General features: G+C 50.5%; 15 protein-coding genes. 6 read left to right on the top strand and 9 right to left on the bottom strand.

Translation table 11 applies throughout. The features are described 5' to 3' along the window. Positions 1–114: 114 nt before the first annotated feature. Positions 115–615 carry a PEGA domain-containing protein gene (locus tag PsAD13_RS07825; protein ID WP_063317803.1) on the top strand — a complete coding sequence of 167 codons (501 nt, stop codon included), beginning with the start codon at positions 115–117 and terminating at the stop codon, positions 613–615. 49 nt (positions 616–664) lie between these two features. Here the strand turns inward: PsAD13_RS07825 and glcF are convergent, their stop codons facing one another. From glcF to PsAD13_RS07810, 3 genes are read right to left on the bottom strand one after another with little or no spacing between them, the layout of a single operon-like run. Beyond that, on the bottom strand, positions 665–1,978 hold the full coding sequence (gene glcF, locus PsAD13_RS07820) for a glycolate oxidase subunit GlcF (protein ID WP_063317802.1): 1,314 nt from the start codon (positions 1,976–1,978) through the stop codon (positions 665–667). Positions 1,979–1,981: 3 nt separating this feature from the next. Then, on the bottom strand, positions 1,982–3,181 hold the full coding sequence (glcE, locus tag PsAD13_RS07815; protein ID WP_063317801.1) for a glycolate oxidase subunit GlcE: 1,200 nt from the start codon (positions 3,179–3,181) through the stop codon (positions 1,982–1,984). Between the two features lie 35 nt (positions 3,182–3,216). Further along, entirely contained in the window at positions 3,217–4,713 is a 1,497-nt protein-coding gene (locus PsAD13_RS07810) for an FAD-linked oxidase C-terminal domain-containing protein (RefSeq protein ID WP_063317800.1), read from the bottom strand. A 340-nt stretch (positions 4,714–5,053) separates the two neighbouring features. Here PsAD13_RS07810 and PsAD13_RS07805 point away from each other — a divergent pair, with 340 nt between their 5' ends. Beyond that, positions 5,054–5,452, top strand: coding sequence for a cytochrome c family protein (locus tag PsAD13_RS07805; protein ID WP_063317799.1), 399 nt, complete (start codon positions 5,054–5,056; stop codon positions 5,450–5,452). A gap of 66 nt (positions 5,453–5,518) precedes the next feature. On the opposite strand, the gene PsAD13_RS07800 is transcribed toward PsAD13_RS07805, so the two are convergent. The 3 genes from PsAD13_RS07800 to PsAD13_RS07790 form a co-directional block, all read right to left on the bottom strand. Then, positions 5,519–5,965 carry a GNAT family N-acetyltransferase gene (locus PsAD13_RS07800; RefSeq protein WP_063317798.1) on the bottom strand — a complete coding sequence of 149 codons (447 nt, stop codon included), beginning with the start codon at positions 5,963–5,965 and terminating at the stop codon, positions 5,519–5,521. A gap of 185 nt (positions 5,966–6,150) precedes the next feature. After that, on the bottom strand, positions 6,151–6,807 hold the full coding sequence (gene nfsB, locus PsAD13_RS07795; RefSeq protein WP_063317960.1) for an oxygen-insensitive NAD(P)H nitroreductase: 657 nt from the start codon (positions 6,805–6,807) through the stop codon (positions 6,151–6,153). A 194-nt stretch (positions 6,808–7,001) separates the two neighbouring features. Next, positions 7,002–7,778 (bottom strand): glycoside hydrolase family 16 protein, encoded by a 777-nt coding sequence (locus PsAD13_RS07790; RefSeq protein ID WP_063317797.1) that lies wholly within the window; start codon positions 7,776–7,778, stop codon positions 7,002–7,004. A gap of 214 nt (positions 7,779–7,992) precedes the next feature. Here PsAD13_RS07790 and PsAD13_RS07785 point away from each other — a divergent pair, with 214 nt between their 5' ends. Together PsAD13_RS07785 and fbaA are read left to right on the top strand one after the other, a co-directional pair. Then, positions 7,993–8,808 (top strand): (Fe-S)-binding protein, encoded by an 816-nt coding sequence (locus PsAD13_RS07785; protein ID WP_063317796.1) that lies wholly within the window; start codon positions 7,993–7,995, stop codon positions 8,806–8,808. Between the two features lie 279 nt (positions 8,809–9,087). Further along, complete coding sequence (fbaA, locus tag PsAD13_RS07780) at positions 9,088–10,158, top strand: class II fructose-bisphosphate aldolase (protein ID WP_063287135.1); 1,071 nt, start codon at positions 9,088–9,090, stop codon at positions 10,156–10,158. A gap of 164 nt (positions 10,159–10,322) precedes the next feature. Here fbaA and PsAD13_RS07775 read toward each other — a convergent pair whose 3' ends face one another. Both PsAD13_RS07775 and PsAD13_RS07770 read right to left on the bottom strand, forming a co-directional pair. After that, positions 10,323–11,831, bottom strand: coding sequence for a hypothetical protein (locus PsAD13_RS07775; protein WP_063317795.1), 1,509 nt, complete (start codon positions 11,829–11,831; stop codon positions 10,323–10,325). Positions 11,832–12,105: 274 nt separating this feature from the next. Beyond that, the gene (locus PsAD13_RS07770; protein WP_208986493.1) at positions 12,106–13,035 is read right to left on the bottom strand and encodes a tyrosine-protein phosphatase; all 930 of its coding nucleotides are present in this window, start codon (positions 13,033–13,035) and stop codon (positions 12,106–12,108) included. 101 nt (positions 13,036–13,136) lie between these two features. Between PsAD13_RS07770 and PsAD13_RS07765 the strand changes: the two genes are divergently transcribed. Beyond that, on the top strand, positions 13,137–14,030 hold the full coding sequence (locus PsAD13_RS07765; RefSeq protein ID WP_057463758.1) for a LysR family transcriptional regulator: 894 nt from the start codon (positions 13,137–13,139) through the stop codon (positions 14,028–14,030). Between the two features lie 14 nt (positions 14,031–14,044). On the opposite strand, the gene PsAD13_RS07760 is transcribed toward PsAD13_RS07765, so the two are convergent. Continuing rightward, positions 14,045–14,950 (bottom strand): LysR family transcriptional regulator, encoded by a 906-nt coding sequence (locus PsAD13_RS07760; protein ID WP_063317793.1) that lies wholly within the window; start codon positions 14,948–14,950, stop codon positions 14,045–14,047. Between the two features lie 96 nt (positions 14,951–15,046). Here PsAD13_RS07760 and PsAD13_RS07755 point away from each other — a divergent pair, with 96 nt between their 5' ends. Next, complete coding sequence (locus PsAD13_RS07755) at positions 15,047–15,712, top strand: DsbA family protein (RefSeq protein WP_063317792.1); 666 nt, start codon at positions 15,047–15,049, stop codon at positions 15,710–15,712. Positions 15,713–15,721 lie beyond the last annotated feature (9 nt).

Below are 15,721 nucleotides of genomic sequence, written 5' to 3'. Positions count from 1 at the left end.
GCGAAAGGCACAAAATCAAACTCATGAATGCATTGGGAATCAAATTTTTCACCGTTGCATGTCCCCCACGATGCCGAGGGTTTCGGTTCAGTTTTCTAAGGCGGGAATTTTGAGATGAAGACTACATTTTTGCTTGCGTCATTTATTTCAGCAGGTTTTGTCCTCTCAGGGTGCGCCAGTGTCACACGCGGTATGAGTGAAAAAGTCAAAATCTATGCCTCTCCAGAGGATGCACAGATCTCGACGGACATAGGAATGACCTGCAGTTCCTCGCCTTGTACACTCAAGGTTTCACGCAAAGAAAAGTTCAACGTCACCGTTTCCAAAGAAGGTTATAAAACGCAGAAAGTACATGTCACCACTGAAGTTGCAGGAAGCGGTGCAGCAGCTATGGCAGGCAATGCCCTGATCGGAGGTGTGATTGGTGTAGGTGTGGACGCTTACACCGGTGCAATGCTCAATCACAAGCCGAACCCAGTTCTCGTTGAGCTTAAGCCAACAAACCCAGCAAACCCTAATACACCTGTCGGCGATCTCTCACATATTCGGAAGCAATATGCTGATGATGAGAAAGCTCATCAGGAGAATGTTATGCGTCGTGGAGGCGGCGTATAACCTCCAAATCCCTCTCAATCTTATTTGAGAGGGATTTGTGTAAAGCAGCTTAGATCGCCTTGTCCAGCAGCATCGGCTTTGGACCGCCATAGGCCCAATCCAGAAGCTCAATGCTATGAATGACCGGGATTTGGGTGCCGCTGGAGATTTGGGTGATGCAGCCGATGTTGCCGGTGGCGACAAGGTCTGGTTGGGTTGCTTCCAGATTGCTTACTTTGCGGTCTCGCAGAGCAGTGGCAATTTTGGGTTGCATGATGTTGTAGGTACCAGCTGAGCCACAGCAAAGGTGACCTTCCAGAGGTTCTTTGACTGTAAAGCCAGCATTTTGCAGCAGCTTCTTCGGTTGCCAGGTGATCTTCTGGCCATGCTGCATGGAGCAGGCAGAGTGGTAGGCGATGGTCAGCTCTTCGTGCGGCTGTGCTTCGCCTAAGTCCTGTTCAATCAGAAACTCAACAATATCCTTGGACATCTGTGAGATTTGTTGAGCTTTCGCCGCATATTGCGGGTCATCGCGCAGCATGAAGCCATAATCTTTGATGGTGGTCCCGCAGCCTGACGCGGTGATGATGACGGCATCGAGCCCCTCACCGTCCATCTCTCTCATCCATGCATCAATGTTAGTTTTAGCCTGTTCGTTAGAGGCATCTTCCTTGCCCATGTGATGAACGAGCGCGCCACAACAGCCCTCGCCTTTCGGGAAGACCACTTCATAGCCGATGCGGGTAAGTAAGCGGGTCGCTGCATCATTGATGGACGGGGCAAGGACGCTTTGTGCGCAACCTTTCAGGATGGCGACGCGGCCCTTCTTCTGCACTTTCGGGGCAACGGTTTCCTGCCCTGCGAACTGAGAAGGCATTGCTGATTTGGTCGGAGCCAACGCCAGCAGGGTACCCAGTTTTGCAAGCGTACCACCGCATTTCTTCATGAGCCCAGCAAGTGGGCGACCATAGAAGGCGGCTGCGATGGCCAGACGGAAACGGCCCGGTTTGGGCAAAATGGCCTGTAGCACTGCTCTGAGCATCCGGTCTTGCAACGGACGCTTGTAGGTGCGTTCGATATGGATGCGAGCGTGATCTACAAGATGCATGTAGTTCACACCCGAAGGGCATGTGGTCATGCAAGACAAACAGGACAGGCAGCGGTCGATATGCTTGACGGTTTTGGCATCCGCAGGGCGGTCATTTTCCAGCATCTCTTTGATGAGGTAGATGCGGCCACGTGGACTGTCCAGCTCATCTCCCAGCAGCGCGAAGGTTGGGCACGTTGCAGTACAAAACCCGCAGTGCACGCATTTGCGCAGGATCTGTTCGGAGACTGCTGTGGCGCTGTCTTTAAGTTGCTCTGGTGTAAAGTTGGTTTGCATGACCTAGATCCCCGCGTACATTCGGCCCGGGTTGAGGATGTTGTGCGGATCAAACTGAGCTTTCAAGCGTTTAGAAAGCACCATCAATGTCTCCGGCAAGGGCTGGAACACATCCACGCTCATGCGCAGCTCAGCGCTTGCGCGCAGGAGCGTAGCGTGACCACCACCATTTTCAGCAATCAGACGGCGGAGCGGAACATCGTGAGGCTCTTCGCCTTGCATCTCCACCCAGACCAGACCGCCTGCCCAGTCCATCATCCAACGGATTGCAAAGCGCTTTTCCAGCTCGGCAATCATCTGTTGACCAGCAGTCGGACTTACTGAGAGCTTCCAGAGCGGCTTGTCACTTCCGGCGAACGGAATGAGGTCACGTAGATCACCCCATGTTTTGCGGGAGGCCTGACCTTCGATGAGCTCTTGCGATGGAAAGCGCTTCAAGATGCTGCGCAGTTTGTTCAAGCGATAGTCGATGGAAACGGGAATGCCTTCCAGTCTGAGCAAAGTGATGGAGTGTTCTTGTGAGAGCGGGCAGAAGCCTTTGGGCAGATAAGCTGCGGAAGAAACCTCTGCGGAAGACCCCATGGCTTCTGACATGGCACTGGATGCTTCTTGCGGGGTCAGGCCCAACAATACGAAGGTGCATTCTTTGGCTGCTCGAGGGAGAACTTTGATGGAGAAGCTTGTGGCAACAGCAAGAGTGCCCCATGAGGAGCAGAAGCCCCGGGACAGATCATAACCTGTCACGTTTTTCACCACGCGTCCGCCTGCCTTGAAGATCTCACCACGGCCAGAAACAGCTTCCAGACCAAGTACATGATCGCGTGCTGCACCCGCTTTGAGACGGCGCGGACCAGACAGGTTTGTTGCCAGCACACCGCCAATGGTGCCTGCCTGATTTGGGCCACCCAGAACTGCACTTAGGTCTGCTGGTTCAAAGGGAAGTTCCTGATTGTACTCCTTCAAGAGGGTCTGAACGTCCGTCAGTGGCGTGCCTGCCTTCACGGTGAGCACAAGTTCTGCCGGCTCATAGTCGATCACGCCGGTGATGCCGTCAGTGCGCAAAGTATGTGCGGACTGCACCGCCCTGCCCCAGTTGCGCTTGGAGCCGCTGCCAATTACTTCCAGCGGAGTTCGCTCGGCGGCGGCCCATTTGACGACCGCCTCCAGCTCATCAGCTGTTGTTGGGTGGAAACCCTCTCCCATGGTTTCGTCCTGTTCTCTTGTCTTAGGATCACGCTCTAAAAGCGTGGAATATCCGGGAATGGCAGTTGGCCCTGATGAACGTGCATGAAGCCGAGTTCTGCACAACGGTGCAGGACCGGGAACATCTTGCCCGGATTGAGAAGCTGCTTTTCATCAAACGCACACTTCACGCGTTGTTGCTGTTTCAGGTCATCCTCAGAGTACATTTCCGGCATGAGATCGCGTTTCTCAATGCCGACACCATGTTCCCCTGTGAGGACGCCGCCTACTTTTACGCAAAGGCGCAGGATGTCTGCGCCAAAGGCTTCTGCTGCGGCCAGTTCGCCCGGCTTGTTGGCATCATAAAGGATGAGTGGATGCAAGTTTCCGTCACCTGCGTGGAACACGTTAGCGACGCGTAACCCGTGTTTTTCGCTCAGCTCCTGCATTTCCTGCAGGACTTGTGGCAGAGCTGCGCGCGGAATGGTGCCATCCATGCACAAATAGTCCGGCGAGATGCGGCCTACCGCCGGAAACGCAGCCTTACGCCCTGCCCAGAATGTATTGCGCTCTTCTTCTGACTGAGAGACGCGCAGGTAAGATGAGCCGTTCTTTTCTGCAATGGCACTAACACGCTTGAGCAAGTCATCGACTTCAGCTTCAGGGCCGTCCAGTTCCACGATCATGAGAGCGTCTACATCCAGCGGATATCCGGCATGTACGAAGTCTTCGGCAGCATCAATTGCGAGCTTGTCCATGAGCTCCATGCCACCGGGGATGATGCCCGCTCCGATAATTTCAGCCACGCACTTGCCAGCTTCCTCTGAGGTTGGGAAGCCGATGAGTGCTGCACGGGCTGTTTCCGGTTTTTGTAGAACGCGGACAGTGACTTCAGTGACAACTGCGAGCAATCCTTCGGAGCCCGTGAGCAGGGCCATCAAGTCGTAGGCCTCAGAATCCAGATGTTTGCCGCCCAGGCGGATCACCTCTCCAGTGATGAGGACAATTTCCAGTCCCAACAAATTGTTGGTGGTTAAACCGTATTTGAGGGAATGCACACCGCCGGAGTTTTCTGCGATGTTACCGCCAATGGAACAGGCGATTTGGGAGGATGGATCAGGGGCATAATAGAAGCCATCCTGCTGTACAGCCGTCGTAATCCCCAGGTTGGTTACACCCGGCTGGGTCACAACTACCCGGTTTTCCAGATCTATTTCCAAAATCCGATTAAATTTCATCATGGACAGCAAAACGCCGTCTTCCAACGGCAATGCACCGCCAGATAGGGAAGTTCCGGCACCACGGGGCACCACTTTTACATCATTGTCATAGCAGTACTTGAGCACTTGCGAGACCTGATCTACGGTCTCAGGCAAGACCACCACAAGCGGCAGCTGGCGGTATGCCGTCAAGGCATCCGTCTCATAGGGACGCATCTCGATCTCATCGCAGATAACACCTTCTCCACGCACGATTTTTTGCAAATCAGCGACGATTTTGGAGCGCTTTTTTAGTGTTTCCTGTGACGGTTTTGGCATTGCGATCGCTACCATCAGGCCTCCCTCCTGAGTTGTGATTTGAAACTATATTTCCAAGCCACCAACCCAACCGTACTTACTGAATACAATAGCTGAGACTCTCATAATTTTTGCAAAGATAAAAGCCGCATTAAGTCTATTGTCGCCCACAAAACAACGGCTTCAGATTTTGGTGAGTTTGACTCAAAGCAAGTTATTTTCAGTCGTTTATGCTTATGATCAATTCCGTCCGCGACAATATGCCGTAACAATATATACGAAGGTAACGTCGAATCTGTGGGAACTGCCCCATGAGTTAGACTATGTTGTTCTCTATTCGCGGTTATCTCTTAGGATATAGTGGGAAGGATAAAATATGAAGCAGTTTGGCGTCGTTGCAGCGCTTGCATTGCTGTTGAGTTCCGGTGCGGCATTCGCTGAAGGCGATGTTGCTAAGGGCGCAAAAGTTTTCAAAAAATGTAAGGCTTGTCATGCTGTTGGTGAAAAAGCCAAGAACAAGGTAGGACCTAAACTCAATGGCGTCCTTGATGCTGGTTGGGGTGAAGTCGAAGGCTACAAGTATTCCAAGCCTCTTCTGGCAGGTAAAGAAGAAGGTAAAGCTTGGGACGCAGCTACCCTGGACGCATACCTTACAAAACCGAAGAAAGTTATCCCGAAAGGTAAGATGGCTTTCGCTGGTCTTAAGAAAGAAACTCAGCGTCAGGACGTTATCGCGTACCTCGCTCAGTTCAATAAAGACGGCTCCAAGAAATAATTGGATTCCAGAGATTCTAAAGATCGGGGGTCGCAGTTCTGCGGCCCTTTTTTATTTGGCCTGCCCTCATCCTTCTGCCTTACGCACCATCTTGTTTGCGAGGATTGGGATGCCGTTATAGTCGGTCATGAACTCGCTGGTAATGACAAAACCAAATTGCTCATAGAGCCGCTTGGCCGGCAGGTTGGATTTAGCGACATAGAGAGTTGCCTCCCCCTCAGCCCTCTCCAACATGTGTTGCATGAGCGTTCTACCGATGCCCTTGCCTCTGCCTTGCGGGTGGACGAACAATGACCTGAGATCAGCTCCATCCTGAGCTGCATAAGCCAGCATTTTCTCTTCTTCATAAACTGAGATTTGCGACGTGATTAGACTCGTATACCGCTTGGGGTCCTGATCAAGCGGAAGTAATTCAAACCGCTTATCTTCATAGGCAAACTCATCAAGTTTGGACTTTGCGTAAATGTCTAGCACAGCTGGAAGGTCCGCGTCCCGATACGGTCTGATCATCATTCAACTCTTTCTAAGTATATGTGTTTTTCGATTCCCTCGTATTTTGATGGCAGGCAATTGAGGTAACTTTGTGCACCTGCTTTTGATTGTAGTTTAGTACAGTCAAAATGCAGAATAAAACTCGGTCATTTCATGTAAAAGGGGATGCACAAGGCATCCCCTTTTGGCGTCGACTGTAAAGCTGATTAAGCAAGTTCTGTGAAAATCTCGCCTTCCGGGAGGCGGGATTTTGGGAGGGTGGCGTTGAAGTCGCTTTCATGACGGTGGCCGAGGGCAATCAGAGCAACTGCGCGGTAGCCTTTTTCCTGAAGGCCAAACTCTTCGTTAAGCGCGTGAACGTCTACACCCTCAATCGGCACAGCATCAATGCCCAGCGCGCCTGCACCCAGCAGGATGGTTCCCATGTTGAGGTAGACCTGTTTTTCCATCCAATGGTCAGCGTCTTTGAGCTGGTCGCGATGAATACCCACAAAGGTGGCACGGCCTGCTTTGACTGTCTCTTTTACGGCTGGGTCAGCGAAGCGTTTGTCTTGTTCTTCAGCTTCCAGCAAACGGTCCAGATACTCATCAGAGATGTCCGTTCTGACGCAAAAGACGACGACGTGGGAGGAGTTGAGCACCTTGCCGTTATTGAAGGAGAACATGCCCTGCGTTCCCTTTGAAACGCGCTCACGCCCTTCTGGGGTATCTGCAATGATAAAGTGCCAAGGTTGTGAGTTCACACTTGATGGGCTGAAGCGAAGCAGGGATTTAATATGATCAAACTGCTCTGCGGAAATCTGCTTTGATGGATCAAATTCCTTGGTGGAATAGCGGCTCAGCGCGACGTCTTTCAGGTTCATGCTCATGTTCCAGTTTCTTATTTTAAGTGATGTTCTGACCGGAAGATAACTATTAGTTTTTTCTTAGCAAGTACGCACAGAAAATGCACATAGGCACAAAATGTATACTGCAAGCTCCGTGTCCGACATCCGATAAAGTTATTCCACTTAGCCGAGGCGCTACCTTCCTCCTATCAAGATCAGAAGCGTGGATATTATTCTGATTGCGCAAAGCATCGAATGAAGTCTACTTCCATCCAGGCATCTTGTTCTGGTGTCTTTGGGGCACGGTGAGGGAACTCATAAAAGTTCAACATGAGCTGCATCGGATAATTTGGAGATTGAGAGGTTGTTGTAACCAGTTCGCCATCAGCGAAGAAATCAATCTGACTTGGAGACCAGTCCATCGAATAGACGTGCCAGTCAGTAACATCCAAGGGTAAAATGCTGTCGTCAAATTCATCTTTGAGGAGAGGATCGTTAATACGTTTTATTCCACGCCCGACTTGAGCTTCATTTGCAGTCGCACTCCTGCCAAAAATCTCAAAAACCGTAATTTCTCCGGAATGATCCGGCTGATCTTCAAAACCGATCAGCCAAAGCGCTGCTAAATTCCATGGTTTCAATTTTACACGAACACGTATGTCCAACCTACAATATTGCGGCAAGAACAACTGCATTTCAGGAACCTCAGACTTTACAGTAAGCCCATCACGGAACTTGTGTTGCCCATGAGGGCTATTGAGAGGTCCTGCAAAATGCCCAGTCTGGATTCCCGATACCTTGTTTTCTCCATCAAATTCTGGCGACCAGCATTGCTGATTTTCAGAGATGAACAAACGAAGCTTTTTGTCCTTTATCTCATAACTCGCCGCAGATAACTCCAAGGAACTCCAGTGAGGGAGGTAGTTGGGCAACCATTTGTTTATATCGAGAGCAGGACCATCAAAATTATCTTCAAGGATAAGCTTAGAGTTCGGCTGGAGGATCATTCAGATACCTTCACATAATGAATAATTGAAATTGCTGATGCTAAATTGTGATCTTAGAACTTACCCGACGTGCCATACGGCTGATAGTAAATTTAGGGTGGTTTCCCAAACCTAAGCAATCCTTTTAAGCATTGAAGTCCCCTTTGAATTGTGGCAGGCAGGTTGTAGCGATTTCATTTATGCATTGCTCAGAAACTGCAGGACTTCTCCTCTTATGGCCCGACCAAGACGCCCCAAATACAAGAAGGATGCCCGGGTCGGTTTGTTTGTTTCCTGTACTACCAATCTCTTTCGCCCTTCCCTTATAAAAGCTGCAGTTCTTCTGCTGGAAAGAGCCGGTTATGAGGTTGAAGCACCCAGCATTCAGAGTTGTTGCGGACTTGTGTCGCTACGTTCCAATGAACTGGATGATGCACGGGATATGGCGAAGGAGGTGATTTCTCAGTTTGGTCATTACGACTATGTGGCTGTGCTTTCTCCTTTTTGCGCCAAGGTGTTTGAGCGGGCCTATGCGCCACTGCTTTCCGAGCAGTCTGAAGAACTCACGAAGATCACCGCCAAGTTTACGCGTAAGTGCTTTGAAGTCTCTGATCTGTTGCTGGCTGCGCCGGAGTATGGGCAGAGCTTGCAAGGCTTTGCAGGTAAGGTCGCGTTTCTGGATGTGTCAGACGCGCCAAATCTGTTTGGCAGTCAGGTGGCTTCCCGCACTCTGCTGGGTCAGATGGAGCAAGTGGGCGTTATTGACCTGCCGCAGATCTGTGCTTCTCAGGTCAAAGGCGCTCCAGAGGGAACGATCTCCCCTGAACTGGGTCCAGGTGATTTGAGCGGTTTGCTGCATGCGGTGCGCTCTTGTGGGGCTGGTACGCTTGTCTCGACAGATCTGGCGCTCCTGATGGAGCTTTCCACCCATTTGCGCCGCTATGGCTCGGCTATTGAACTCAGACCTGTTTTAGAGATTCTGGCAGGTGATACTCAGTCCATGCCGATTGGCTTGAGTGCCCGTGTGATGGCAGGTCAGTCCATCCTCTGATTCCCCGAGGTCGTCACCAAACCTTGCGCAGGGATTGTGGTTCCCGGTGCTGCTTGTGAAAAACACAAATTCTGCATGACGGGAAATACTGCTTAAGGCCAGTGATTTGCCTCCTAAATCCATTAAATTCCTCAGAATGCCCTTACAAATGTTGTAGTTCTGCGTATTGCTGAGTAGTGTGCGCGGCAACTGGCCAAGGCCATGGTCCGGCTTTGTTGCCAGTTCACAGTGTGAGGCACTTTGTCTCCCCTATCTGCTGTTACACAGGAGCCTATAAAAATGGGAAAGCTCAAGCCGGGCGTCATCTTTGGTGAAGACTATAAAACCCTGATTGAAGCATGCCGCGAAGGTAAGTTCGCCTTGCCTGCGGTCAACGTTGTTGGAACGGACTCCATCAACGCAGTTCTTGAAGCAGCAGCTGCAAACAATACAGATATTATCGTTCAGCTCTCCAACGGTGGTGCGCAGTTCTATGCCGGTAAAGGCATCAAGGACAGCTTCCAGGCAAAAGTGCTTGGGGCAGTTGCTGCAGCTCAGCACGTGCACCTTCTGGCAGAGCATTACGGTGTTGGCGTTGTGTTGCACACCGACCATGCAGACAAGAGCCTGATCCCTTGGCTGGAAGAGCTCATCAAACACGGTGAGGCATTCTACAAGGCAAATGGCAAGCCACTGTTCTCCTCCCACATGCTGGATCTTTCTGCAGAAGACATCGAGTTTAACCTGTCTGAAAGCGAACGCCTGCTGAAGATGATGGCTCCGCTGGAAATGAGCCTTGAGATTGAGCTGGGCGTGACTGGTGGCGAAGAAGACGGTATCGGTTCTGATGATGACATTGGTGCAGACAATCCGAAGCTCTACACCCAGCCTGAAGACGTTCTGCAGGCTTATGACCGTCTGAACCCGCTTGGCCATTTCTCTGTTGCTGCGTCCTTTGGTAACGTGCACGGCGTTTACAAGCCAGGTAACGTGAAGCTGCGCCCTGAAATTCTGCGTGAAAGCCAGAAGCTGGTCAGCGAAACTCACAGCCTTGGTGCAAACCCGCTGGCACTTGTGTTCCACGGTGGATCCGGTTCTGAGAAATCCAAGATCACAGAGAGCCTGAACTATGGCGTGTTCAAAATGAACATCGACACCGACACACAGTTCGCCTTCTCTGAAAAGGTTGGTGCGTATGTGGAAGCAAACGCAAATGCTTTCAAATACCAGATCGACCCGGAAACTGGTGCTCCAACGAAGAAGGCTTACGACCCACGCAAATGGCTGCGTGAAGGTGAGCTCGGCATTGTTGAACGCCTGAAAGAAGCTTGCGAAGACCTGAATTGCGTTGGCAAGAGCCTCTGCCAGTAAGCTGACTAGATTTTATAAGATTGAAGAGCCCGGTACAGACGCGCCGGGCTTTTTATGTTTGTCCACTTATGCTGGGACGCAGTACATTACGTTTCGTGGAAGGTTACACCGCACTATGGGTGCTGGCAGAGCCAACATCTAGTAGTTAACCTGTTCTAAGATGATTAAGCCATCGTGCTCTCACCATCTAAAAACAGGATCGGTACGCCGAGGTTTTTGGCTACTTTTTCGGCGTGTTCCATGAAGATCTGGTATTTTTCTTCCTTGGTCAGGGCCTTTTTGCCTTCAAATTCCTGAAACGCAATGGTGTCGGGCGAAGGTTCAGCGTCTATGAGGAAAATACCATTAATCTTGACAGGCTCAGTTGCGTCTACGCCTTGTTTATGCTGAATGCCGTCCTTGGATGAAACAATCACTTCGTTATGCGCATAGTAGGTGTTGTCCATCAAGTCATCAACGTTCTGCTGACGTTTGTCATACTGGTATCTGTCCAGCTCATTCTTCAAGTAACCGTTGCGAACGTGGTCTGGCACATCAAGAAGCTTTTCATTTTGCTCTTGTGTGACGTTGACCATTCTGTCCTTTTTATCTTTGCGCCCAATGTTGAGTTCACTCATAAGATCATCAGGACTAGAGACCAGAACGTTTTGTGGCGGGACATCCAAGATGACGCCGAAGGCGCCGTAAACAAAGCATTTTTCGTCTGTCACGACAGACGTACAAATGGCATCCTTGTTCTCCAGATACTCAGCTCCCTGAGCAGAGAAACAACCCTTTTGATTGATAAAATCATCCATTGAACCTGTTCGAACGATGAACTTGAAGGGTGCTTTGCAGCCACCTCTTTTTTGGAGATCGAGCCTTTCGGAAGGATCAGAGAAGTTCTCTCTGTTCCAAGTCTCAAGAAAAGCCTTCGTCTTCTCATCCGGCTCAGCTTTGACCAGCTCGACTTTATGCTCCTGAGTCTTTTTTCGCATAAATGCAGCAGCAAGTTTGTCGAGTTTGGAAACATGTGGGTTTTCGCTAGCTCCGACGCCAGTAACTTCGGGCAGAGCATGCAGCCAATCGACTTCCTTCTGATAGCTCTGAAGCGTCTTATTGAGTTTCTTCAGGATCTTGTTCGCAGCATCCACCTGAAAGTTTGCGCAAAGCGTCTCTGCTTCACTAATAAGGCCGCTGGCTTCCTGATCAAGACTGAGGAATTTCTTGTGCTTTTTGCTCGGGATTTTCTTGGCAATGGCAAGGCTGTCAACAATAGGTAACTCGAGTGCCAGTTGCGCGAGGTCTTCTTTCACCCAAGGTAGCTGCGCCTCTAAACCTATCTGGTTAGATTTGGCAACTGTAATGAGTTGCTCCATAGAGGCGATGTTCTCTTTAACCTTTGTGATCCTTGCCTGTGCGTTTTGAGTTTTGCGGCCTTTAAAATCCTTCTTCGCACTTGCAATACCTGAGCGAGCAGATTGACCTGCCTTTTTGAATGATAAGAAGACTGCGCTTTGGTGCTTTACGAGGTCCGTATTTGCAAACAAGTATTCTGCTGTTTTTTCCAAGGCAGCAAGCTCTTCCCCTGGATCAATAGGAGCATTCACCTCTTCCACAAAGTTCAGGTTAAGATGGCGCGCCATGTCACTGGCCCATTTGTGCTCTTGTTTGTTCAACGTTTGCGGGGACATAGATCAACTCCGACAACATTTGCGCATCCCTCCCATCCGCATTTTTTTGGAAAGTAAACGCCTTTATTCCTAACGGGCCGCCAGACTACTACGCTCCCTCAAATGAAAACTTTCCTGAATGTCCTGATTTACTTTCAAATTGGAGACAATCGGTACAGACTTGCAAGCACACAATCATCAACGAGGAGGTGCGTAGAGTGCTTCTCTTTCGTTTAAGAGAAACCTCGTGCCGCCAACGTTGGGGGAAGGCAGCACGAGGGGTGCTGGGAGGCCTTTAACTTGGGTCTGCCAGCAGGTTCTTTTTGATGTGGGCCAGTTCTTCGTCAGAAATGCCCAATGCTTCGCGGCGGTAGGTGTCAAAGCTGCCGTAGTCTTCTTTCACCGCTTGCAGCGCAGCCGTGATCTGCTCTTTATGTGCACCGAAAGCCGGACGGAGAGAATGCGGGCCGTCCGCGACTAACTTGCTCAGTTCATCATAAGTGTAGAGATTGGTGGTGAGGTAGTCGCACATGACGTCTTCCTCAGAAAAGCCCAGAGACAACATCAGTACAGCTGCCACATAACCGGTTCGGTCTTTGCCGCCTGCGCAGTGGAACACCAATGGGTAGTTCTGTTCTTCCAACAACACATGCATGAAGCGGGAGATCTGCGGTGTAAACTTACGGGCGAAGTCCTTATAGCGATCAATCCGGGTGTTGTAGAGGTCTACATTATGGTCTTTCAGCAGTTGGTCAATCTCATCAAACTTTCCGCTGAACCATAAAGGACCAATTTGCGAGGCAACATCTAAAGGCATGATTTTTTTAACGTCTGCCGGGTCTGAGCCAATTGGCAGATTGATGTTGAAGTCTACTGTTGAAATATGTTTGTTCGGGTGTTTCTCCAGTTCATCCGGAGCACGCAAATCCACAATGGTCTCAATGCCCAATGCGCTGAGTTTTTCCTGATCAGCTTTTGTCAGGTTGTCCAGTTGGTCAGAGCGAAAGACTGTTTGCGGCTTTAAAGCCGGGCCATTTTTCGGCGTGGTTAGTGGGCGAAAGTTCTCCAGTTTTTCGATTGGTTTAATAACCTTGATGGCATCGCAATTGGAGGGGATGTCGATTGGCAGTTTGGTTTCGCACGGCATCGTTTCTGCCATGGCGAGCCCTGACGTCATGAGTGAGCCAATCATTGTTGCGGTTGCCAGCCCGATTATTTTTCGCATGGTCATTCCTCTCAGTTTGCAAATTTGGGTGACATAAAGATCAGTTTGACCTATGCAGTAAAGTTGAACTCCATCAGAATTTCAGATCGTGTTGAGGTTGGATGCCCAGTGTTGATCAGTTGGAAGCGTTTGTGACTGCCGCAGAGTTAGGATCGTTTTCTGCTGCGGCACGACGGTTGGGTAAGGCTCAATCCGCTGTAAGTGCTGCGATTTCCAATCTGGAGATTGATCTTGGCTCCGATCTTTTTGATCGCAGCAGTTACCGTGCAGAGCTGACTGTCTCGGGTGTTTCCTTACTGGATTATGCAAGATCCATTTTGCAGAGCAGGCAGGACTTGCTTGTGAAGGCTGGCGCCCTTTGTGAAGGGGCGGAAGGCAGCCTCAAAGTGGTGTTTGAGTATGGGACCTATGTTTCTGAGATTAATCAGGTTTTTCATGATTTCGACAAGCAGTTTCCGAAGGTAGAGTTGCATGTCCAAACCACCTCTTTTGGTGATGTATTTTCCAGGCTGACGGAAGAGAGCGCTCAACTGGGGATTATTATCGAGCGGCACCCTTACAAGGAAGGCTACCACTTCCGTGGGCTTGGATTTGAGCGCCGAATTCCGGTTTGCCACAAGGACCATCCTCTCGCCGAACTGAAGGAAGTCCGGTTGGTGGACTTGCGCGGGTACAGACAGATTATTTCTGGGACAGAGACTGACCGAAACTCGCCTGAGTTTTCACGTCAGAAAGGGCCTCATCTGCTGATTACAGATAATCCGCGCGTGGCACACACCATGGTGCATGGTGGTGTGGGCTGGGCAGAGTTGCCTGCGCAGATGGTGGATGATGAGGTGAAGGCTGGTGCGCTGAAAGAGCTTTCCTATGATTTTCAGCAAAATGCTATTCTCAACAAGGTCTCTCTTGTCTGGGGCAAACAGCAGGCGCAGGCACCTGCCTGTAAATGGTTGATCAACCGGATGTGCCAACTGCACCAGAAGACTTGGGTTTAGCGTCAGCGACCTTCTCAAAATACATCGCGAGCCTCTTTGTGCGTCTTTATCAGCTCTTCTACAAACACCCTGGTCTTGGCTGGGCGAAAGCGGCTGTTTGGGAAGAGCGCGTAAATTCCGCCTTCCTTATGGTGCCAGTCCGGCAAAACCCGTTGCAAACGACCTGATGCCAGATCTTCGCGGACCTGAAAGGACGGGAGGAGACACAGACCGCCGTGACTGAGAGCACATGCGTGCGAAGTCAGTGTGTTCCAGACTGTGATCGGCGGATTTTGGAGTACAAATTGCACCTCCTCCCCTTCAGCTGTTCGCCACGATATTCCCGCAGGTAGCTTGCAGTGGTAGATCCAGTCTTTATCTTGCAGATCGGTTGGTGTTGAGACCGGTCCCATCGCTTCAACATATTGCGGTGAGGCCACAGTAAACTGCTGGAAACTGCCTATTTTCCTTGCGATAGCAAAGCTGTCTTCCAACCAACCAACGCGGATGGAGACATCTATTTTCTCTTTAAGCTGGTCCAACTTTTCATCCGTGAAGACCGCATTGACCCTGATTTTTGGATATTTTACCCTCAATCGCATGAGCGCTTTGGCGACGACGCACTGGCCATAATCTTCTGGCGCTGTCACTGTGAGCAAACCGCTGGGAACCTCTTGTTCATGCTGGAGTTCCTGCACTGCTCGTTCTGCCTGATCGAGAATTTCTGCGGCGTTTTCATAAAACCGCTGCCCTGCTTCTGTCACTTGAAGAGAGCGTGTTGTGCGCACCAGTAGGGCTGCGCCGAGCTCTTCTTCCAGCTTTGCGACTTGGTGGCTGACGATGGCTTTTCCCAGGCCGAGCTTTTTCGCTGCTGCGGTGAAGGAGCCACTTTCGACGACTTCAACAAAATGGCGGAGGCGGTTGAGATTGTAGAGGCTCATACTAATTGTCTCTATTTTACAGACAGTATGTCGAAATTATCTATATTCTACAGATAGTCAAGTTGTCCTAGGTTCCCCTGCAACAAGGAGAAACTTATGACGCACTCATTCCTCTACATCTACGATCCGCTATGTGGGTGGTGTTACGGTGCAGCTCCCAGACTGGCAGATCTGGAGAAGGACTACGAGGTTGAAATGTTACCAGCGGGCTTGTTTAGCGGTGCTGGAGCTCGCCCTCTGGACCATTCTTTTGCATCTTATGCGTGGGCCAGTGACCAGAAGATTGCGAGGCTGACAGGGCAGACATTTAGCCGGGCCTATCAAAGCCAGATTCTAAATGGTGAGAGACAAACGCTAGACTCAACATTTGCGACACTTGCCATGACAGCATGCTCAATCGTGGAACCAGCGAGAGGGCCAGAGGCGCTGAAGCTCATCCAAGATGCCCGGTATGTGGAAGGCAAAGACATCACCGACCTTTCCATCCTGCTGGATCTGCTTTCCGGTGCAGGTTTTGTAGATGCTGCCACTCTGCTTCAAGACCATATGACGTCTGTTGAGGCGGAGACTTCACAGCGCGTTGCTTATGGACAGGTGGTTTTAAACCAGATGGGTGCGCGTGGTGTGCCAACACTTGTTGCAGACATGTTCGGTGAGCGCGTGCTGCTGCCCACTGATCTGCTTTACGGCTCTTACGAGCAACTAACGGAAGCTTTGAACAACTTCTCTCACAGCATTCAGCAGGACACTCCTGCTCTTTAACCCCAAGGA

It is taken from the genome of Pseudovibrio sp. Ad13 (genome assembly GCF_001623225.1).
GTDB lineage: Bacteria > Pseudomonadota > Alphaproteobacteria > Rhizobiales > Stappiaceae > Pseudovibrio.
This window is presented reverse-complemented; position numbering and strand designations above follow the sequence as displayed.